Consider the following 22,053-nt stretch of genomic DNA (forward strand, 5'->3'; position numbering starts at 1 on the left):
CTTTTTCGATTTAATTGTTTAAAATATTTTTTTGATATGACCTAGCAATAATATTACTATGCTTTGATTTATCCAAACAGAAGTACAAATATTTAACATTTTAATTATTAACAAAAAAAAATCTTAACACTATTGCCATTAAGGGGTTAAAACTTATTATTTTTTCATTAATATTTAGCAAAATAAATCTCTGACAGAAAAAAAACATATATTCACACTAAAAAAGTAACCATTCATTACAAAACCCGTAATATATGCGAGATTCATAAAGGTTGAATTATTAATTCTTTTTTTACTATTAACACATAATTTCAGATTATATATAATGAGAAAGTTCAAAGACTGGAGTATAAAATCCAAACTTATGCTTTTAACTATTTTAACACTTTCTAGTATTGTAATATTAAGCGTAACTGCCAATTATTTTTTCAATACCAGTAAAACTTTTAGTGTTATGGTTAACGGATTACGTATTCATCAGGTGTTATTACAAACCGGAATCGACGACTTATATAACTATAGACTAACCAAAGAATTAAAGTACAAAGAGAGAGCTGTACGAAATTTAAACAGATCGAACGACCTTGTTCAGGATTTGCTTAAAATCAAAAATCTTTATTCAACAAAAACTAATGATGAAATCGCAGGCTATCTGTACGAAAATTTCCCAGAAGTATACAATAATGATTACGAAAATGCCATTTTAATGGTGAGCAGGTTTAGGTTATTACATAAACTTAATAACAATGAAATGGCAGCAGCCAGAGGAAATACCGCTCTTATTTTATCGGCATCTCAAGAGCTTACCAACCAATTATTGCATAATAAAACAGAGTTTGATGTAAAATTAATGCAAGAACAATTGTATACCGTTCAAAACTACTCAACAAAAATTAGAGAAGATATAAATAGACTAACATACAAATTTAGCAATGCCCTAATTTGGATAATGAGTGTAATTGCTTTCATAATTGCCCTATTTATTCTTTTCTTATCAAGATACATTTCAAGATCGATTACCGTTCCTGTAAAACAAATGGTCGATAATTTTAAATTAATTGCCAGAGGTAATTTTCGGACTCCGCTTAATATAAATACGAAAGATGAAATTGGAGCTTTAGCCAGATCCTTTAAAACAATACAAAATGATTTTCAAAATGTAATTGAATACACCACAAAAGTTGCCAATGGTGAATTAAACATTCGTTTAAATCCAAAATCGAAGGAAGATGAACTTTCGGTTTCGCTAAACAAAATGGTTAAAACTTTAAAAGATTCGAAAGATACAAATGATGAAACACTCCGGTTTCGATCGAGCAAAAATTTGTTAAATGAACAATTACAGGGAGATCATGACCTTACTGAAGTTTCTGATCGAATTTTAAATTTTACTTCTGACTTTCTTTCTGCACCGCTAGGGGCTATTTATATTTACAATAAGGAAGATGATTCTTTACACTTAAGCTCATCAACCGGCCTGAAAGTAACTGAGCAACAAAAAATTATTAAAGCAGGACATGGTTTAATTGGCCAGGTAGCAAAAAAACAAAAAACACAACACTTAAAAGATGTTCCGGCCAATTACTTTACTGTATTTTCTGGCACTGGTAAACTTCAACCAAGCAATATTCTTCTTATTCCTTTTCTTTACAACAATGTATTTTACGGTGTCTTAGAATTAGCTGCTATTAACACTTTTTCTGAATCGGATCTTAAATTTATGGATTCGATTCGCGACAGCATTTCTGTTAAGGTTGCCTCAACTACAGCTCGTAAAGAATTGGAAAACTTATTAGAAAAAACGCAGCAACAAGCAAATAAATTGCAAGTTCAGCAAGAAGAATTACGTGTTGCCAACGAAGAATTAGCTGAACATACCAATATTTTAACCGAAAACGAGAAAAAATTACAAGTTCAGCAAGAAGAATTACGTGTTGCCAACGAGGAACTCGAGGAAAGAACAAATCAACTCGAAATTCAGAAAGACGAAATTGAACAGAAAAATACTGGTTTATCATTGGCTCATAATAAAATTGAGGCTAAAGCCAGAGAAGTAGAACAGGCCAGTCAATACAAATCGGATTTTCTTGCCAACATGTCTCACGAACTAAGAACACCACTTAATAGTTTATTAATACTTTCGGGCATTCTGGCTAAAAATAAAAAAGGCAATCTAACTCCCGAAGATGTAGAATCGGCCGAAATCATAAATAAAAGTGGTAAAGATTTATTACAACTAATTAATGAAATTCTAGATTTATCGAAAATTGAAGCTGGTAAAATGACTGTTGAACTGCAACAAATTCATCAGGACAGTATCAAGAATGAAATTTTAATGAATTTTAAACATCAAGCCGAAAAAAAGAAACTAAAATTCTCTGTTAATATCTCCAGCAATTTCCCTCAAAATATTGAAACAGACTCCTTAAGACTAAATCAAATTATTAAAAACCTACTGTCCAATGCTCTAAAATTTACATCTAATGGTGAAATTAGTGTAAGTATGGAAAAAGTAAACAATCAGGCGAAATTCTGGCGCAAAGATTTAACAAAAACAAATGCTTGTGCAATAAAAGTTTCAGATACCGGAGTTGGGATTCCTGAAGAAAAAAAAGAAGCCATATTTGAAGCTTTTCAACAAGCCGATGGTAGTACTTCCAGAAAATATGGTGGAACAGGACTTGGCTTATCAATTTCCAAAGAGCTAGCTCGAATTTTAGGTGGGGAAATACACCTCGAAAGTGAAGTAAATAAAGGTTCTGTTTTTACTTTATTTATTCCCATAACACAAAATGGAAAACAAGTAACTAAAGCAAGTCAAGAACCTAAAATAGAAATCCCTAGTACAAAGATTAAAAATAATGAACCTGTTGTTTTACCAATTTTTATCGATGATGATAGAAATATTCCTCGCACAAAATCTACTGTTGTACTAATCCATCCAAATAAAAAAGAGGCAAGTTCCTTATACCATCAAATACATGAAACAAATTTTCAGGCTTTGGTTGCATCTAACATTAAGGATGCCATTGTTTTAATTGAAACACATCAGCCTTCGGCTATTATTATTGGCTTAGATCTCATACTCGCAAACGGAGAAGAAGTATTGGAGCCATTAAAATTAAACAGATATGCATCAAAATTGCCTATGCACATAGTAAATCCGCTTGAAGGATTTACAGAAAGTAACAAACAGGATTTACCAACTGTACAAGCAAATAATCTTACACAGATTATTGATAAAATGAATACCCGTTTATTTACCGAATCGAAAAAAATATTGGTAATTGAAGACAATGAAATAACCAGAAAATTAATTAAAAACATATTAATTCCTACCAATGCAAAAACAGAAGAGGCTGTTACCGGTGCTGAAGCCTTTAAATTAATTTCAACTAACAATTACGATTGCATTGTTTTGGATTTAGGATTACCTGATATTACAGGAAATAAACTATTAGAAAATCTAGCCAATGCTAAAATTAAAATTCCGAACACCATTATTTATACCGGAAAAGATCTATCGAGAGATGAACATCGTGAATTAAGTAAATATACCAACTCAATAATACTAAAAGGCCTTAAGTCGGACGAACGATTAATGGATGAAGTAAGCTTATTTCTGCATCAGGTAGCAACTATCACACCTGAAAATAAGGAAATAAAAATTCCAGACATAGATGATTCTATTTTTAAAGGCAAAAAAGTTTTAGTTGTCGATGATGAAATCAGAAATATTTTTGCCTTAGGTAGAATTCTAGAAGAAAAAGACATGGAAGTTTTAGAAGCTGAAAATGGAAAAATTGCCATTGATGTTTTAAAGAACAATACCAATATCGATCTAATACTTATGGACATTATGATGCCTGAAATGGATGGATATGAAGCCATGACAGTAATTAGAAAAACTCCTGAAATTAAAGATATTCCAATTATTTGCCTCACAGCAAAAGCAATGAAAGATGATTATGAGAAAGCAATAGCTTCTGGGGCCAACGATTACCTTTCTAAACCTATTGATGAAAACAAACTATTTTCAATGCTTAAAATTTGGCTTTATAACTAGCTAAAAAGATATAGAAATATATGATTAAGGAAAAAATATTAATTGTTGACGACAAAATAGAAAACCTGATTAGCCTTGAGCGATTACTCAGCGATTTTAAAGTTGATTTTGTACGTGCCGAATCGGGAGAAGAAGCTTTAAAGCAAACTCTTCACGAAGATTTTGCAATGGCAATACTAGACGTTCAAATGCCTGGAATGGATGGCTATGAAACACTGGACTTTATGCGTCAGCGAAAAAAAACAAAACTATTACCTGTAATATTTGTTTCGGCAATTCATCAAAGCGATTTACATATTATAAAAGGAATTGAAAGTGGCGCGGTAGACTTTATCCCAAAACCAATAATTCCTGAAATATTGCAAGGGAAAGTAAAGGTATTTCTCGATTTATACCGACAAAGAAAAGAACTGAATACTCTTTTAAACTATTTAGAAACGAAAAACGAAGAACTAATTATTGAAAAAACAAAAGCAGAAGATGCCACTAGAGCTAAATCTTTATTTTTAGCTAATATGTCGCATGAAATTCGCTCTCCTATGAATGGAATTTTGGGTTTATCTCAACTTCTAAGGAAAGCCGACCTAGCCGAAGAGCATAAAGATATGCTTCAAGTAATTTGCACTTCGGGAGAAAACTTGCTGCAAATAATAAACGACATCCTCGATTATTCAAAAATTGAAGCCGGTCAAATAGAAATAGAAGAAATAGAATTCGATCTTAAAAAACTGGTCGACACCATTTACCACCTATTAAATTTTAAAACTCAGGAAAAAAATATCGAATTTATCGTTGATATTGAAGACAACATACCAATCAGTTTAATTGGAGACTCGTTTAGACTAAATCAAATATTAATGAACCTGGTTAATAATGCAATTAAATTTACGCATAAAGGTTCTGTTAAATTATCAATAAAATGTCTCGAAAAAAACAACGAATATGTATCTTTATTTTTTTCGATAAAAGATACAGGAATTGGAATCTCGAAAGAAGCACAAACAAAACTATTTAAAGAATTTACACAAACAGATAGCTCAACAACTCGAAAATATGGAGGTACTGGACTAGGATTAGCTATTTCTAAAAATTTAACCAACCTCATGGGAGGTAAAATTAGCCTGGAAAGTACACCCGACATTGGCTCGGAATTTATGTTTGAACTAAAATTTGCTTACAAAGAAAAGGAGACTGAAATGTTAAATAACGAAAACGTAGAAATTCCAAAACAACTATCAATTTTGGTAGCAGAAGATAATCCTATTAACCAAAAGGTTGCCATTCTTACTCTACGTCACATGGGCTTACAGTGCGATGTTGCTAAAAATGGACTCGAAGCATTCGAAATGCATAAAGAAAATCACTACCAAGTTATTCTTATGGATATGCAAATGCCAGTTTTAGATGGAATTAATGCAACCGAAAAAATCAGACATTTTGAATCTGAAAATCCGGATTTAGCCAAAACTTTTATAATTGCGCTTACTGCAAATGCTTTTGTAGAGGATAAACAAAATTGTATTGATGCAGGCATGAACGACTTTATAAGCAAACCATTTAAAGAAGAAGCTTTAAAGAAAATATTAAGCCAAGTGTCTAAAAGTATTGCTTAACTATGGAGAAAAATAAATCAGTCGATTCTGATATTATTGATGTAGAAATCCATCTGTTTCTGGAAGCAATGTATCAACAATACAGTTACGACTTTAGAAATTATTCTAAAGCACACATCAAAAGAAGGTTAATGCATAGATTGGCCATAGGAAATTTTTCATCTATTTCGCAAATGCAGGAAAAATTGTTGAGAGACAGAAATTTCTTTATTGATTTGTTGGCAGATTTATCGATTAATGTAACCGAAATGTTTCGCGATCCTGATTTTTATAAATCCTTTCGCGAAAATGTTATTCCCACTTTAAAAACACATCCGTTTATTAAAGTTTGGCACGCCGGATGTTCTACGGGAGAAGAAGTGTATTCGCTCGCTATTCTTTTGCAGGAAGAAGGGCTTTTAGACAGGTGTCAAATTTATGCTACCGATTTTAACCGGAAGGTTTTAGAGGTAGCTAAATCGGGAATTTACAACACTCAGGATTTAGATAAATTTCAGCAAAACTATATAAAATCAGGAGGTAAAAAAGATTTGTCTGATTATTATACTTTAAAATATGGTTCAATTAAATTGGATCAAAATCTATCAAAAAAAGTAGTTTTTGCCGATCATAATCTGGTTACCGATCATGTATTTGCCGAAGTAAACCTTATTCTCTGCAGAAATGTTCTCATTTATTTTAACAGAGAACTCCAGAACAATGTTATTAATTTATTTTATGACAGCTTATTACACAGTGGATACCTTTGCTTAGGAACAAAAGAATCTCTCAAATTTACCGCCTACGATAAACTATTTAGTGCTACCGACTCCAAACAAAAAATATTTAAAAAACTTATCTGTCCATGATAAAAGCAATTGTAATTGGAACATCGTATGGAGGCTTAGAAGCTTTAAAATGTATTCTACCTAAGCTTCCCGAAAATTTTTCATTACCAATACTTGTTGTATTGCACATTGGAGACAATAACAACGATTCTTTTATTTCATATATTAACGACATAAGTAAAATAAAAGTTAAAGAAGCCGAAGAAAAAGAAATCCTACTGGGTGGACATGTGTATTTTGCACCTCCGAATTATCACATGCTAGTAGAAAAAGATCATAGCATATCGTTTACCATCGATAATAAAGTTCATTACTCCCGACCATCAATCGATGTGCTTTTTGAATCGGCCGCATGGGCTTATGGCGATAAATTAATAGGTATTATATTAACGGGTTTAAATCAGGATGGAGCAATGGGATTAGAAACAATAAAATCCTATGGTGGAATTACAATAGTTCAAAATCCTGCTAAAGCTGTTGCCTCAATAATGCCACAAGCGGCTATCACAATCACAAATCCCGACTATATCATTGATATCGAAGACATTTGCAATAAAATATTAGAAATTACAAATCAAAAATAATTCTTGCTTAAGAAAAGGAATCCTTTCCTTTTTTTCCGATATTTCTGCTGAATTTCTAAAAGAAATAAAAAATGCCATTAACAGTCGAAATAAAAGCTCACTGCAAAAATCAAGATAAAATACGCAGAATTTTAAAAGATCATAAAGCTATTTTTAAAGGAACAGATCATCAAATAGATACTTATTTTCATTCCAAAACAGGCAAATTAAAGCTTCGCGAAGGAAATATCGAAAATACTCTGATTCATTATGTGCAGGAAAATAGAAAAGGATTGAAAGAGAGTAAGCTTACTTTATACAAAACCAAACCAGAATCTGGTTTAAAAAATATCCTGGAAAAATCAATTGGAACAAGCTGTGTTATTGATAAAAAAAGAGAAATATATTTTATCGACAATGTAAAATTTAACCTAGATACAGTTAAAAACTTGGGTAAGTTTATTAAAATTGAGGCTATTGATATTAATAATAATACACCGAACGAAAAACTACAAGAACAATGTAATCATTACATTAAGTTACTGGAGGTAAATGCAAAAAACTTAATATCAGAATCTTATAGCGATCTTCTGCAACAAAACAGTCTTTTTAACCAGATATTTATAGAAGAATAAGTAATTCTAAATTTAATTTATTGTAAGCATCATATTTAGTAACTTTAGTGTAGACTCAAAAACTACTAAAATGCTCCAATTCGAATTTGACATACGACAACACAAAATCAATAATAACAAATCGAAAGGCAAACAACTTGCTTTAGGAATTGCATTTATACTTACAGCTTTACTTCTCTATTTTTTTAATCGTTATTTTAATTTTTTACCACATGGAAATTATTTAATCCTTGTATTGAGTGTTTTAGCAATTTATTTTATTGGCCTGCTATTAGGCTGCAAATTATTTTATCCGAACGAATACCTGATTATTAACTCGCGTAAATTAACCTACAAAATAGGCTGGCAGAAAAAGGAAACAAAAATCTACTTAAAGGATATTGAAGATATTCTTGTTAAGAACCACAAAATGGAAATTAAACTGAAAGAGAAAGAGATAATTCGATTAAATCTTTCCCACCTAAATGACAATTCCATTTCAATCCTAAAAAATTATCTGAATATCACAGAGTAAAAAAAACGGAAGCTAGATTAACTTCCGTTTCTTATTTATTTAATGGTCATTCTGGCAAAAGGTGCCGTATCCTGATCAACAAATTCCTTTCTTAAATATTTAAAATATCCCGTTATGGCAACCATAGCTGCATTATCTAAAGAATAACCCAACTGAGGAACAAATACTTTCCACTTAAATTTTTCTGCAGCACTATGCAAAGCTTCTTGCAAACCCGAATTGGCCGAAACACCTCCCGCAATAGCTACTTGTTTAATCCCGGTTTCTTTGGCCGCTCGCTTTACCTTATTCATTAAAATATCAACAATTGTATGCTGTAAGGAAGCACACAAATCATTCATATTTTCCTGTATAAAATTTGGATTTTCCTTTATTTTGTCGCGAACAAAGTAAAGAAATGATGTTTTTAATCCACTAAAGCTATAATTTAAACCCTGAATTTTAGGTCGGCTAAATTCAAAAGCAAGCGGATTTCCAAGTTTGGCATTCTTATCGATAATTGGCCCTCCCGGATAAGGCAAACCCATAACTTTCGCACATTTATCAAAAGCTTCGCCTGCAGCATCATCAATGGTTTCTCCTATTACCTCCATATCTAAATGATCTTTCACAATAATAATTTGAGAATTACCACCCGAAACCAAAAGAGCTAAAAATGGAAATTCCGGATGCTCATATTTATTTTTCACATCATCAATAAAATGAGCTAAAATATGAGCCTGCAAATGATTTACTTCTATTAAAGGAATATTTTTCGACATAGCAAATCCCTTAGCAAAAGAAGTTCCTACCATTAAAGATCCTAATAAGCCAGGCCCTCTGGTAAAAGCAACTGCATCAATTTGATCGGCATTAACCCCAGCTTTTTCCATTGCCTGATGAACAACTGGAATAATATTTTGCTGGTGAGCCCGAGAAGCCAATTCTGGCACTACTCCACCGTATTGTTCATGCACATCCTGATTCGCAATTATATTTGAATAAATAATTCCATCCTTAAGTACCGATGCCGATGTATCATCGCAAGATGATTCTATTCCTAGTATGGTTACACTCATCAATTTAATATTAATATTGAACATTTATCAGCCTTTATCCTTTAATTAGTTAAAAAAGTCAAAAAACTGCTTAAACGCTCCAATGTATGTATTATAATTTCTTCTTTTTCGCTAATTTTGTGCATCTCACAAAAAGCCAAAATTATTAAAAAAATATTCAAAATATCAATTTGGAGCTTATTGGTTATCATTATGATTCCCTGTTTAATGTATCTGCTATTTTTAAGCAGCACTGTTCAAACTTATTTAAGCCGCAATTTAGCCAACTATCTATCTAAGCAAACCCATAGCCCTATTACAATTGAAGGGGTTAATATTTCGCCTTTTAAAAGTATTATACTTAAAGGTTTGTATGTGGAAGATTATCAAAAAGACACTTTAATTTATATTGATAATTTGAAAGTACAGATCGATTCCTTTAATTTTAGTAAAAAACAACTTCATATTAATAAACTTACGCTCGACAAAAGTTTATTTAAATTATATGAAGATGCCGAAAGAGTTTTAAATCTTGATATTTTTTTAGATTCCCTTTCAAGCAATTCTTCAACAAGTTCCGAAGATTCTCTTCAAAAATCATGGAATATAAATGTCGCTAATATCGACCTTGAAAATACAAAGTTTGCATATAAAACCATAGCTGCAGCTCCTCAAAAATTTGGAATGAACTACGACGATATATACGTAACAAACATAAACTTACAGGCTCGTGATATTAAACTCATTAACGACTCTTTAGACTTTCAAATAAAACACCTTAGCTGTCTGGAAAAATCGGGTTTCGAGTTAAAAGATTTTGTTGCTCATTCGTGGGTAACCAATAAACAATGGGGATTAAGTAATGTAAGGATCTCGTCCGAGAAAAGTAAACTAAATGCTGAACACCTTTACTTTAACTATGTTGCTCACCAAGGATACTGGGCAAAGTTCACAAAAAAAATGCAACTGGACTTTCAAATTCGCTCCTCGCGAGTTAGTTTTCTTGATTTAGCTTATTTTAATGAAGATTTGTTAGGCTTTAAAGAAAGCGGCTATATTTCAGGAAAAATCTATGGTACTATTTTCGATTTAAGAGGTAAAAATATTAATATCGCTTACGGCCATAATACTACACTTAAAGGGCGTTTTTACATGAATGGCTTGCCAAAAATTAAGGACTCCTATCTCGAAGCCGACTTTAAAGAATTGACAACCAGCATTGCAGATATCGAAAAAGTATATATTCCTGGCTACTCTAAAGAGCATTTTAAACTACCCGAATATTTCAATAACCTTGGCTTAATACAATACAAAGGTAAATTTAACGGATTTGTAAATGATTTCGTTTTTTACGGTAATTTTAATACTAAACTGGGAGATCTTAAGACAGACATTCTTTTTAAACCTAATCACAAAAATGGCAAACTCGATTTTACTGGTGATTTAACTACTCAGGAATTTAATCTGGGAGGCTTTGTAGGAAGCAGTAAATTTGGCGATGTTTCTTTAGATATATCGGTTAAAGGTTTCACATCTGCAGAAACAACTCAAGGAACAATGAAAGGAAACATTTCTAATCTTGATTTTTATGATTATGAATATGAAAACCTTAGCCTAAATGGTTTCTTTTCCGAATCTCAGTTCGATGGACAAATATCTATTCAGGACCCGAACATTGGCTTTGATTTTTCTGGTAAGGTAGATTTCTCGCACGAAACACCAACAATGAGATTTAGCTCGAATATAAACAAGGCCAAATTATTCCCACTAAACTTAAATACCAAAGATCACAAAGCAGAATTAAGTATGGCTATAAATGCTAACTTTACAGGTAATGGATTAGATAATGCCAATGGTATTATTGAAATAAGTAATACTAATTATAAAAATAGCCTGGGAGAATTTCAACTTAATAAGTTTACAATAAACTCATTTACTTCTTCTAATTTTAAAAAAATCCTTCTAAAATCAGATATCGCAGATGCTAAAGTTGAAGGTAATTACGAAATAAGCAAACTTATTTCGTCTATTGCAAATCTTACCTACCATTATTTACCCGCCTACGCTCCCAATAAAGAATACTTAAAAACCGACAGTACAAATAATTTTAAATTCTCAATGAATTTAAAAAATACCGATTCTATTACATCTATTATTTACCCAAATTTAAGTTTAGCTCATAATACCAATATTTCAGGCGAAATTATAGCCATAAACCACATGTTGGATATGCACTTTAATTCCCCAAAACTAATTTATGATGGCAAATCATTCGATGAATTAAAAATAGATTTATCAACAACTAATGAAGAACTAATTCTGAAAGGCAGAACAAACAAATTCCTTTTTTCTGAAAATTTTGGACTATACAACTTATCCCAAAAAATTACAGCAAGAAATAACACCGTTAAACTGGATGTTTTATGGAACAATTGGGATAAAGTTACCTATAGCGGCTTTCTTTCTGCAGTAGGAAGAGTAGAAAAATCAACAAAAACCAATAACTCAATCTGGAACATTAACCTACTTCCAAGTACAATAATAATGGCCGATAGTGTTTGGAATATCCCAAAATCCAAATTTGTAATTGATAGTACAAGTTACCAGATCGATAATTTTAAAATAGCAAGAGAAAATCATTTCTTTGGTTTAGATGGCAAAATATCCAACAATCCCAACGACAGCATAACCTTTCAAATTCAAGATATTAGCTTAAAAAACCTAAATGATTTAACCCGTAATAAAAACATAAATATCGACGGAACGGTTAAAGGCTATGTTCAATTGTCCGATTTTTATGGCGACAGATTATCCAACTCTAACTTGATGGTTGAAAAACTGGTGTTAAATAAAGATACTTTGGGAAACCTATTCCTATTAAGCGATTGGGACAAACAGGAAAAGAGACTCTCCTTTTCATCATTTACAGATTATAACTCCCAAAAAGAATTAGAAGTGTTGGGAACATATATCCCCGATCAGGATTCTTTGAATATGGACATCAAAATAGATCAACTAAGAATGGAGCTTTTAAATCCATATTTGCAGGAAAACATTTCTGATATTAAAGGAAAAACTGCAGGAAAACTTCATATTGAAGGCAAAACCAATAATCTTCAATCGAATGGAAAATTAATATTCAACAATACTGAATTTACTATTAAGCAACTACAAACCAGATATATATGCAACGATAGCATAATTATTACACCTTCGGAGTTAAGGTTTAACGAGTTTAAAATAAGAGACCAACAAAATAATACTGCAACTATTTTTGGAGCAATCACGCACCAAAACTTTAATAACTTCGGCTTAGATATTCAAATTAACACCCTAAACTTCAATGTCTTAGATACTAAGATAACCGATAACGAATTGTTTTATGGAGAAGCTTACATGACAGGAATAACTGCCTTGTATGGACCTATAGATGACCTTGAAATTGATATTACCGCTAAAACCGACAAGAATACAAAAATTAATATTCCTTTAAATAACAGCGGAGATATTCAGGAAAGCAACTTTATCACTTTTGTAAATACCAACAGAATTAAAGAATCTTTAGAGGAAGATTACAAAATCGACCTATCAGGTATTAAATTGAATTGCGATCTTGAAATTACACCACAAACTGATATTCAGATTATTTTCGACTCAAAAATTGGAGATGTTTTAAAAGCCAAAGGAAGTGGAAATCTTAAATTAGGAATTGACACAAAAGGAGAATTTAAAATATTTGGAGATTACACCATACAAAAAGGAAGTTACCTATTTACCCTACAAAATGTTATCAATAAAAAATTCGACCTTGCAAATGGAGGTAATATTAAATGGTCAGGTGATCCTTACGATGCAAAGGTAGATATTAATGCAGTTTACAATGTAAAAACCACCTTATACGACTTGCTATTAAATACTCCTTACGTTGATAATACTAGTAAAATTCCGATTGAATGTAATATGAATTTAAGCCAGAGATTAGAAAATCCAAACATTAAATTTAGTATCAATTTTCCTACTCTCGACCAGCAAACTCAAAGCATTCTTTCTGGTCTGTTCTCTACCGAAGATGAAATGAATAAACAAATTCTATCTCTGTTGGTTTTGAATCGTTTTTATACTCCTGAATATCTAAGGTCAACTGATCCTGATTTTGAAAATAAAAATTCCAGTTATGCCGTTGGAGTTACCACCAGCGAGCTGCTATCGAACCAATTATCGAACTGGTTAAGCCAAATTAGTAACGATTTTGATATTGGTGTTAGTTACCGCCCTGGCGATGATTTAACAAGCGACGAAATTCAACTGGCACTATCTACTCAAATTTTTGATGATAAAGTTACAATCAACGGAAATGTTGGAACAAGTAACAGCCAGGAAAGAGATAATGATATTGTTGGCGATGTTGATGTAAACATTAAACTAGATAAAAAAGGAAAATTACAACTTAAAGCCTTTACCCGATCTAACGAATATTTAGTCTACGAAGAATCAAGGAATACGCAAGGTGTAGGTATCTTCTATAAAGAAGACTTTAATACTTTTTCTGATCTTTTTAAAAAATACATTTCCTTCTTAAAAGGTAATAATAAAAGCGAAAAAAAATAATAATATGAGTTAGAAGTATATTAAGAACACCTTGCTTAATGTTTTTTAACAGAACTAATGATAGAATTTTTTATTTAATTGTCATCTGATTTTAAAAAGCAAATATTAGTATATTCACATTTTATCAATAAGAAAATAAATTCACCTAATAAATAATCTATTATTATGTTTGCATTAATGGTTGTAGTTTTTGTTCTGGGCTATATAGCAATTGCTTTGGAACATCCACTAAAAATTGACAAAGCAGCTTCGGCGCTTTTAATTGGAGTTTTAACCTGGACTATCTACGTGTTCGGTGGAGTTGATATTCTTTCCTCGGGTGTTAGTAGAGCCTGGAACGAATATGCAGCTCACAATCCTGGAGTAGATAATGTTGAAGGTATGCTGCACTTCATTACTCATCATGAAGTTTACCATCACCTTGCCGAAATTTCAACAATTCTATTCTTCCTTTTAGGAGCGATGACTATTGTAGAAATTGTAGATCAGCATCAAGGATTTAAAATCATTACCGACAAAATTAAAACCACCAACAAAGTAAAATTACTTTGGGTTCTTAGTATCTTAACTTTCTTTATGTCGGCAGCTCTGGATAACCTTACAACTACCATTGTAATTGTGGCCTTAATTCGTAAATTAATCGATGATCAGAAAGATCGCTGGTTTTTTGCATCTATGGTAGTATTAGCTGCTAATGCTGGTGGGGCATGGTCTCCAATTGGCGACGTAACAACGATTATGCTCTGGATTGGAGGACAAGTAACCACAATTAATATTATTACACGAGTAATCCTTCCTAGTTTATTTACTATGATTGTTCCTCTTATTATTGTAAGTACTTATCTTAAAGGTCAGGTAAAACGCCCTCAGTTATCCAATGGAGATACTAAAGAATATACAACACATAAAGAGCAGTTATTCATTCTCTGTTTAGGTGTTGCATCTTTACTTTTTGTACCGGTATTTAAAACAACCACTCATTTACCTCCTTATTTAGGTATGCTTCTCGGACTGGGTGTTATGTGGGTTGTTACCGAAATTATGCACAAAAACAAGGGACACGAGTTTAAAAGCCGCTTAAATGTAACTGGCGTTTTAAAGAAAGTTGATGTTCCTACAGTACTTTTCTTCCTGGGTATTCTTACTGCCGTATCGAGTATGCAATCGGCAGGCCATTTAGACATTTTAGCCTCATGGTTAGATAAAAATGTTCACGATATCTATATAATTAACCTTATCATTGGTGTATTATCATCAGTTGTTGATAATGTACCTTTAGTAGCTGCTGCAATGGGTATGTATCCTATCGAAGGTGCTCAGGCTGTTGGTTATGCTTCTAACTTTGTTCAGGATGGTTTATTCTGGGAATTCCTAGCATATTGTGCTGGTACAGGAGGATCAATGTTAATTATTGGTTCTGCTGCCGGTGTTGCTGCTATGGGAATGGAAAAAATTGATTTTATCTGGTACCTAAAGAAAATTACTCTTCTTGCCTTTATCGGATACCTTTCCGGAGCAGGAGTTTACTTCCTTCAGGCAATGTTATTGCATTAAAATAATATTTTCCCATATTTTGTATGGAGAATAAAAAACAATAATATTAATTTAGCGAGATATAATATTCTTTATTATATCTCGTTTTTTTATGTATTAGATTAAATTAGAAAACAGAAGCATGAACTACCTTTCGATTATTACCGGCATACAAGATATTGCCCAAAATGAATTACCTATTGAAAATCAAGGAGCCGAAGCGACCCAAATCACCTTAAATTTTGTTGATTTAGCATTTAAAGGAGGATGGATCATGATTCCTATCTTCGCACTTTCGATTATCGCAATTTATATTTTTGGAGAAAGATATTTCGCTATCCGAAAAGCAACTAAAGCGGATTCTAATTTTATGAATCGCATAAAAGATTACATTCACGAAGGAAAAATAGATTCAGCATTGGCATTATGTCAGTCGAAAAATACTCCAGTTTCTAGAATGATATCCAAAGGAATTAAACGCATTGGTCGTCCGTTAAACGATGTAAATGCAGCAATTGAAAATATCGGTAATCTGGAAGTTTCTAAACTGGAAAAAAACCTACCAACTCTTGCTACTGTTGCAGGTGCTGCCCCAATGATTGGTTTCTTGGGAACTGTTATGGGTATGATTCAGGCTTTTTATGACATGTCGAATGCCGGGAATAATATTGATGTTGCTTTACTTTCGAATGGTATTTATACAGCAATGGTTACAACTGTAGCGGGACTTACCGTTGGTATTATAGCTTACTTTGCATACAATATTTTGGTTGCCAAAGTAGAAAAAGTCGTTTTCAATATGGAAGCTACCACAACCGAATTTATGGATTTACTAAACGAACCTATTAAGTAATCAGCAGATGGCACTAAAAACCAGAAATAAGGTAAATGCAAGTTTCAGTATGTCTTCAATGACTGATATTGTGTTTTTGTTGCTGATATTTTTCATGGTAACATCCACATTAATTAGTCCGAATGCACTAAAACTTCTATTACCTAAAAGCAGTAATCAGACTGCAGCAAAGCCAATAACAACAGTTTCTATCGATAAAAATTTAAATTTCTTCCTAGAAACTACTCCTGTTCCTTTTTCTCAGCTCGAAAATAAATTGCAAAGAAAATTAGCAAGAGAAGAAGACCCAACTATTTCGCTTCATGTCGATAAATCGGTTCCTATGGAACAAGTTGTTAAGGTAATGAACATAGCGAAAGACAATAAATACAAACTAATTTTAGCAACAAGAGCTAAGTAATATGGCAGATTCCAAAAACAAGAGAGTTGGACTTGCAGGAACACTTTTTTTCCACATAGGATTAATTGCGCTTTTGTATATTCTTGGATTTCACACACCTCTTCCTTTACCCGAAGAGCAAGGTATTCTTGTAAATTTTGGAAATTCGAACCAGGGAACTGGAAAACAAGATCCTGCTCCTGCAAAAGCTCAGAAAAAAATTGCTTCTGCTCCCCCAGCATCTATTCCTGAACCAATATCTGCAAAAGCAAAACCAGTTGCAAACGAAGTTCAGGAAAAAGTCTTAACTCAAGATACCGAAGATGCTCCGGAACTTCCTTCGGCCGAAGAAATTGCCAAAAAGAAAGCTGCTGAAGAAAAAATTCGAAAAAATAAAGCAGAAAAAGATCGCTTAGCCAAAATCGAAAGAGAAAAAAAACAACAGGAAGAACTAAGAAAACAAAAAGAAGCCGAAGCCGAAAGACAAAGACTAGTCGAAATTGAACGAAAACGCAAAGCAGAAGCAGAACGTCAAGCTAAAATAGATGCCATAAATAACAAAGCAAAAAATGTGTTCGGCCAAGGAACTTCATCGAACAGTTCTCAAGGTGTAACAAACTCCTCTGGCAATCAGGGAGCACCCACAGGATCTCCAAATTCTGACAATTACAGTGGAACAGGTTTGGGCAATAAAGGTATTTCTTACGACTTACAAGGACGAAGTTCTCTATCTATTCCTAAACCACAGTACAATTTACAGGAAGGTGGAAAAGTTGTTGTTGAAATTACTGTAGATAAAAATGGAAAAGTTGTGAATGCCCGACCTGGAATGCCAGGATCCACAACCAGTAATTCTTCTTTATTTGAAGCTGCTAAAAAGGCTGCATTAAAAGCGAAATTTAATTCAGATAACAATGCTCCTGCATATCAGAAAGGAAGCATAACTTATAATTTTCAGTTAAATTAATTAGTGCAAACTTAAGAGGTCTACAATTCCAAAGCATAATTTTTTGGAATTTGAGATTTGAAACTTTAATCTTTTTACATGACTCTAAATCAAGCCAATCATTTCGTACACTCCAATAAATTTAAGCGAGGCAAAAACAATTACGCCAAGTAAAATATAACGTACAAATTTAGCACCCCAACTAACTGCAAAATTTGCAGCAATATAGGCTCCAATCATATTACCAGCAGCCAAAATAAATCCAATTTTATAGTCAATTTGTCCGTTCATAATAAAAACACCTAAAGCAAATGGGGTATATAATAAAATCACAAATACCTTAATAGCATTCGCTTTAACCAAATCGAAACCAGCACCCAAAACCAATCCTGATAAAAGAAAGAAGCCAACTCCTGCTTGTATAAAGCCACCATAAATTCCAATAAAAAAGAAAATTACAACTTGTAATATACTAGGTTTTGAACGCACCAAACCTGCCTGACCTTTTATCCAGGCATCGGGTTTATATAGCACAATAAAAAAAAGAAAAACCAATAAACCTCCAATGGTTTTCTCCATAATTTCTTCGTTAATTTCTACCGCCAAACTCGCACCTACAACCGAGCCTATAATTGCTGGCAATGCCAGCCATATTCCCTCCTTAAAAGAAAATACCTTTTGCTTTTTAAAACTCGAAACACCAACAACATTTTGTAATAAAATAGCTATTCTATTGGTTCCATTAGCCACATTAGCAGGTAAACCCATAAACATTAACATAGCTAAACTAATAACAGATCCGCTACCAGCCAAAGTATTCAAAAAACCGGCAAAAACACCAACCAGCACAACCAATAAATAATAATACCATTCCATAGTCTAAAATTTTATGATCCTAAACTACAGATAAAAATTGTATCACAATATGTTACAAAACAAAGAGGCCATCTAAAAAGACAGCCTCTCAAAATTATGTTACTATATTTTATCTACCAGGCAAACATCGGACGCTCACACATCATTTCGTTTACACGAGAACGAACCGAAGCAATTACTTCTTCGTTTTCAATGTTCGAGATCACCTCATCAATCATCTGAACAATTACTGGCATATCTTCCTCTTTTAATCCACGAGTTGTAACCGCTGGAGTTCCTACACGTAACCCCGAAGTTGAAAATGGTGAACGTGAATCGAATGGAACCATATTTTTATTGATTGTAATATCAGCCTGAACCAATACATTTTCCACTTTCTTACCTGTAATCTCAGGAAATTTAGAACGCAAATCAATAAGCATTGAATGGTTATCTGTTCCACCAGAAATTACTTTGTATCCAAGATTCACAAACTCTTCAGCCATTACCTTGGCATTTTTCTGCATCTGAATAGCATACTCTTTATAAGAATCGGTTAAAGCCTCTCCAAAAGCAACAGCTTTGGCAGCAATAACATGCTCTAAAGGACCACCTTGCTGTCCTGGGAATACTGCAAAATTCAATACCTGAGACATCATTTTAATAGCTCCTTTAGGAGTTTTTTGTCCCCATGGATTCTCGAAATCTTTACCCATAATAATCAAACCTCCACGAGGTCCACGAAGTGTTTTATGAGTAGTTGTAGTAACAATATGACAATAAGGTACCGGATCACTTAACAATCCTTTAGCAATTAAACCTGCTGGGTGAGCAATATCTGCCATAAGCAAACATCCTACTTTATCAGCAATCTCACGCAAGCGTGGAAAATCCCAATCACGAGAATAAGCCGAAGCTCCAGCCACAATCATTTTTGGCTTATGCTCAATTGCCAATTGTTCCAATTCATCGTAATCAACTGTTCCTGTTTCTTCCTTTACATGATAAGCAATTGGATTGTAAAAATTACCTGATAAATTTACAGGAGACCCATGCGATAAGTGTCCTCCATGAGATAAATCAAGTCCTAAAAAAGTATCACCTGGCTTCATGCAAGCATAAAACACTGCTGCATTTGCCTGAGCTCCCGAGTGAGGCTGAACATTTGCATATTCTGCTCCGAATAACTCACAAGCTCTATCGATAGCCAACTGCTCGGTTTGATCAACAATTTGGCAACCGCCATAGTAACGTTTACCAGGATAACCCTCGGCATATTTATTGGTTAGGCATGATCCCATTGCGTCCATAACTTGCTGACTTACGAAGTTTTCTGATGCAATTAACTCAATACCATTTTTTTGACGTAGGTATTCCTGGTCAATAAGGTCGAAAATTTGGATGTCTCTTTCCATTGTTGTTTGTCTTTTCCCCGATTTTACTCGAGATGATTTAATGATTTGTTAGTGTTTTTAAAGGGAAAAAATCCCATGTTTACTGAATTTTGTTCCCCCTTGAAAAGATGATGCACCGCAATATTTTATCTATTGTTCTATTCCTAAAGTGCAGCATCAAAATTAGACAAATCAAGATATTAAAAAAATTATTTTCAGCTTAATTCACCCTTAAACAAATATTTATAAAGCATCTATTTTTTTGTCAGTCAAATTTACTAAAAGCATTTCTATTCTTATTTAAGATTATCAGGTAAAAAACTGTTCTTAACCAGCTATTTTAGTCGAAAATCTAATTAGGCTTATATCATTTTCATACTTGTTTTGTTTATTGTAAATTTATCTTTGTGATTTTACCCTGAATCTTAAACTTATACCAATGGAAATTGTTGAAACAAACCCAAAACAAAGACCAGGATTACTAAGCGTATTGTGTATTCTTACATTTATAGGAAGTGGATTTGGTGTTTTAAATAATATAATGGGAATGATTATTTCGCCCATTAAAAATTTTATGAATACTGAATTCTTTGAAATGGCCAGAGAAAACCTGCCCGAAGAACCTTTTTTGAGAGAATTTGTTGAACAAGCTTTAGAAATAGGACAAAAAGCAATTGAACACTTATTTGAAATCTCATTAATTCAATTTGTACTTTATGCAGCTAGCTTAACTGGTGCAATTTTAATGTTTCAGTTAAAAAAATCAGGATTTTACATTTATACTATTGCTCAGGCAATACTTTTATTTGCTCCGGTAATATTTCTTGGTTTTAATTTTATTGTTAATATTGGAATTTTATTCTCTAGTGTGTTTACAATCCTGTTCATTGCCCTTTATGCTATCAATCTTAAAAAAATGAATTAATAAACTTATTACTTACCCTATAAAACTATTTAATTATGGAAGAAAATGTAACTACTGTAGAATTGCCTAAAAAAAGACCAACTTTTTTAACCGTACTCTGTATTCTGTCTTTTATTGGTAGTGGGCTTCTTTTAGGAAGCACTATTGTTAATTATTTCACTTTCGAATCGAGCTATCCTGCACAAATGGAAAAGTGGGAAGAAACTAAGGAAAATCTATCTGATGCAGGAATTGACTCTGGTTTTGCATACAATGGCGTTGAAAATGGCCTAATAACTTTAGAAAAAACATCTCAAAATCTAGGACAAATTACAGGAGCAAATACACTTTTTGCACTTCTTAGTCTTTTAGGTGTATTTTTAATGTTCAAACTAAAAAAGAATGGATTTTACCTATATACTTTCGCGAATCTTTTCTGGATTTTGGTTCCTCTTGTATTAATTGATTTTAATGCAGCCATGATGACTGCAATCATGACTGGTGTAGTAACTGTTATATTTGTGATATTATATGCCATGAATTTAAAACACATGGAATAATTTATTTTCCGAAAATACATTTTAAAGCTGCTCCCAAACGAGCAGCTTTTTTAATACTTTTTAAAATATTTTAACGCTGATAAAACAAGATGTTTTGTAAATTTATGATGCAAAAAACATTAAACTTATTTATTATGAAACATCTAAATAAATTTGTGCTATCATTCTGTATTTTACTAATATCTGCATCAGTATTCAGTCAAACTACAAAAAAAGAAAACCTACCCAAAAAAAATATTGATGTAAAAAGAGAATACGACAAAGATGGTAATTTAATTCGCTACGATTCTACCTACGTTTATTCATGGTCTTCGGACAGTACACATCAATTTCTGCCAGACTCTATTTTCCACAATTTCTCAGACATGTATAAAATGAGAAAGAAAATGCAGGAACAAATGGAGCAATTTTTTCACAGAGACAGCTCTAATAATAAGGTATTTCGACACCCATTTTTCTCCGATGATTTTTTTGACAAGGACTTTTTTAATCCACAATTTTTCAGGAGAGATTTTTTCTCGCAAGACTCCAGCAAAAATGATTTTTTTAAAGAGTTGGAAGAAATGTTAGAGTCGCGAAAAAACGTAAGACATCAGCACAATAGTAAAATGCAAAAAGAACTAGATTCCCTCCGACATGAGTTTCTAGAACAAAGAAAAGAATATTATCAACAAAGAGATTCGATATACCGTAAACACGAAGCAAAGCAAAGTAATACGGTAGACATATAATACGAAGATCGATTCGATTTTTTAAATATAATTCA

17 protein-coding genes are annotated in these 22,053 nt (G+C 32.6%); 14 read left to right on the forward strand and 3 right to left on the reverse strand.

From position 1 onward, the window contains the following. Window positions 1-325 precede the first annotated feature (325 nt). The 6 genes from ACT3CE_RS01120 to ACT3CE_RS01145 all read left to right on the forward strand — a co-directional run bounded on the left by ACT3CE_RS01120 (window position 326) and on the right by ACT3CE_RS01145 (window position 8,218). Window positions 326-4,066, forward strand: coding sequence for a response regulator (locus ACT3CE_RS01120; protein ID WP_444707925.1), 3,741 nt, complete (start codon window positions 326-328; stop codon window positions 4,064-4,066). Between the two features lie 20 nt (window positions 4,067-4,086). Continuing rightward, window positions 4,087-5,679 carry a response regulator gene (locus ACT3CE_RS01125; RefSeq protein WP_444707926.1) on the forward strand — a complete coding sequence of 531 codons (1,593 nt, stop codon included), beginning with the start codon at window positions 4,087-4,089 and terminating at the stop codon, window positions 5,677-5,679. Between the two features lie 2 nt (window positions 5,680-5,681). After that, window positions 5,682-6,527 (forward strand): CheR family methyltransferase, encoded by an 846-nt coding sequence (locus ACT3CE_RS01130; RefSeq protein WP_444707927.1) that lies wholly within the window; start codon window positions 5,682-5,684, stop codon window positions 6,525-6,527. Next, window positions 6,524-7,090, forward strand: a complete 567-nt coding sequence (locus ACT3CE_RS01135; protein WP_444707928.1) for a chemotaxis protein CheB — start codon at window positions 6,524-6,526, stop codon at window positions 7,088-7,090. Before ACT3CE_RS01130 ends, ACT3CE_RS01135 begins: the two co-directional genes overlap by 4 nt. 71 nt (window positions 7,091-7,161) lie before the next feature. Beyond that, the gene (locus ACT3CE_RS01140) at window positions 7,162-7,704 is read left to right on the forward strand and encodes a class IV adenylate cyclase (RefSeq protein WP_444707929.1); all 543 of its coding nucleotides are present in this window, start codon (window positions 7,162-7,164) and stop codon (window positions 7,702-7,704) included. Window positions 7,705-7,774: 70 nt separating this feature from the next. Further along, complete coding sequence (locus ACT3CE_RS01145) at window positions 7,775-8,218, forward strand: hypothetical protein (RefSeq protein ID WP_444707930.1); 444 nt, start codon at window positions 7,775-7,777, stop codon at window positions 8,216-8,218. 35 nt (window positions 8,219-8,253) lie between these two features. On the opposite strand, the gene tsaD is transcribed toward ACT3CE_RS01145, so the two are convergent. Continuing rightward, entirely contained in the window at window positions 8,254-9,276 is a 1,023-nt protein-coding gene (tsaD, locus tag ACT3CE_RS01150) for a tRNA (adenosine(37)-N6)-threonylcarbamoyltransferase complex transferase subunit TsaD (RefSeq protein WP_444707931.1), read from the reverse strand. Window positions 9,277-9,468: 192 nt separating this feature from the next. Between tsaD and ACT3CE_RS01155 the strand changes: the two genes are divergently transcribed. From ACT3CE_RS01155 to ACT3CE_RS01175, 5 genes are all read left to right on the forward strand, one after another. After that, window positions 9,469-13,863 (forward strand): translocation/assembly module TamB domain-containing protein, encoded by a 4,395-nt coding sequence (locus ACT3CE_RS01155; RefSeq protein ID WP_444707932.1) that lies wholly within the window; start codon window positions 9,469-9,471, stop codon window positions 13,861-13,863. 165 nt (window positions 13,864-14,028) lie between these two features. Continuing rightward, complete coding sequence (nhaD, locus tag ACT3CE_RS01160; RefSeq protein WP_444707933.1) at window positions 14,029-15,417, forward strand: sodium:proton antiporter NhaD; 1,389 nt, start codon at window positions 14,029-14,031, stop codon at window positions 15,415-15,417. Window positions 15,418-15,538: 121 nt separating this feature from the next. After that, window positions 15,539-16,249, forward strand: a complete 711-nt coding sequence (locus ACT3CE_RS01165; protein WP_444707934.1) for a MotA/TolQ/ExbB proton channel family protein — start codon at window positions 15,539-15,541, stop codon at window positions 16,247-16,249. Between the two features lie 7 nt (window positions 16,250-16,256). Further along, window positions 16,257-16,649 (forward strand): ExbD/TolR family protein, encoded by a 393-nt coding sequence (locus ACT3CE_RS01170; RefSeq protein WP_444707935.1) that lies wholly within the window; start codon window positions 16,257-16,259, stop codon window positions 16,647-16,649. A 1-nt stretch (window position 16,650) separates the two neighbouring features. Continuing rightward, window positions 16,651-17,595: a cell envelope integrity protein TolA gene (locus tag ACT3CE_RS01175; protein ID WP_444707936.1), complete on the forward strand. Its 945-nt coding sequence runs from the start codon at window positions 16,651-16,653 to the stop codon at window positions 17,593-17,595. Window positions 17,596-17,679: 84 nt separating this feature from the next. Here ACT3CE_RS01175 and ACT3CE_RS01180 read toward each other — a convergent pair whose 3' ends face one another. Then, entirely contained in the window at window positions 17,680-18,450 is a 771-nt protein-coding gene (locus ACT3CE_RS01180) for a sulfite exporter TauE/SafE family protein (protein ID WP_444707937.1), read from the reverse strand. 113 nt (window positions 18,451-18,563) lie between these two features. Beyond that, complete coding sequence (gene glyA, locus ACT3CE_RS01185) at window positions 18,564-19,844, reverse strand: serine hydroxymethyltransferase (RefSeq protein WP_444707938.1); 1,281 nt, start codon at window positions 19,842-19,844, stop codon at window positions 18,564-18,566. 418 nt (window positions 19,845-20,262) lie between these two features. Between glyA and ACT3CE_RS01190 the strand changes: the two genes are divergently transcribed. The 3 genes from ACT3CE_RS01190 to ACT3CE_RS01200 all read left to right on the forward strand — a co-directional run bounded on the left by ACT3CE_RS01190 (window position 20,263) and on the right by ACT3CE_RS01200 (window position 22,018). Next, on the forward strand, window positions 20,263-20,748 hold the full coding sequence (locus tag ACT3CE_RS01190) for a hypothetical protein (RefSeq protein ID WP_444707939.1): 486 nt from the start codon (window positions 20,263-20,265) through the stop codon (window positions 20,746-20,748). A 35-nt stretch (window positions 20,749-20,783) separates the two neighbouring features. After that, window positions 20,784-21,287: a hypothetical protein gene (locus ACT3CE_RS01195; RefSeq protein ID WP_444707940.1), complete on the forward strand. Its 504-nt coding sequence runs from the start codon at window positions 20,784-20,786 to the stop codon at window positions 21,285-21,287. A 134-nt stretch (window positions 21,288-21,421) separates the two neighbouring features. Beyond that, complete coding sequence (locus ACT3CE_RS01200; RefSeq protein WP_444707941.1) at window positions 21,422-22,018, forward strand: hypothetical protein; 597 nt, start codon at window positions 21,422-21,424, stop codon at window positions 22,016-22,018. Window positions 22,019-22,053 lie beyond the last annotated feature (35 nt).

The sequence above is a fragment of the Marinifilum sp. RC60d5 genome (assembly GCF_052400665.1).
Classification (GTDB): Bacteria; Bacteroidota; Bacteroidia; order Bacteroidales; family Marinifilaceae; genus JBQTGK01.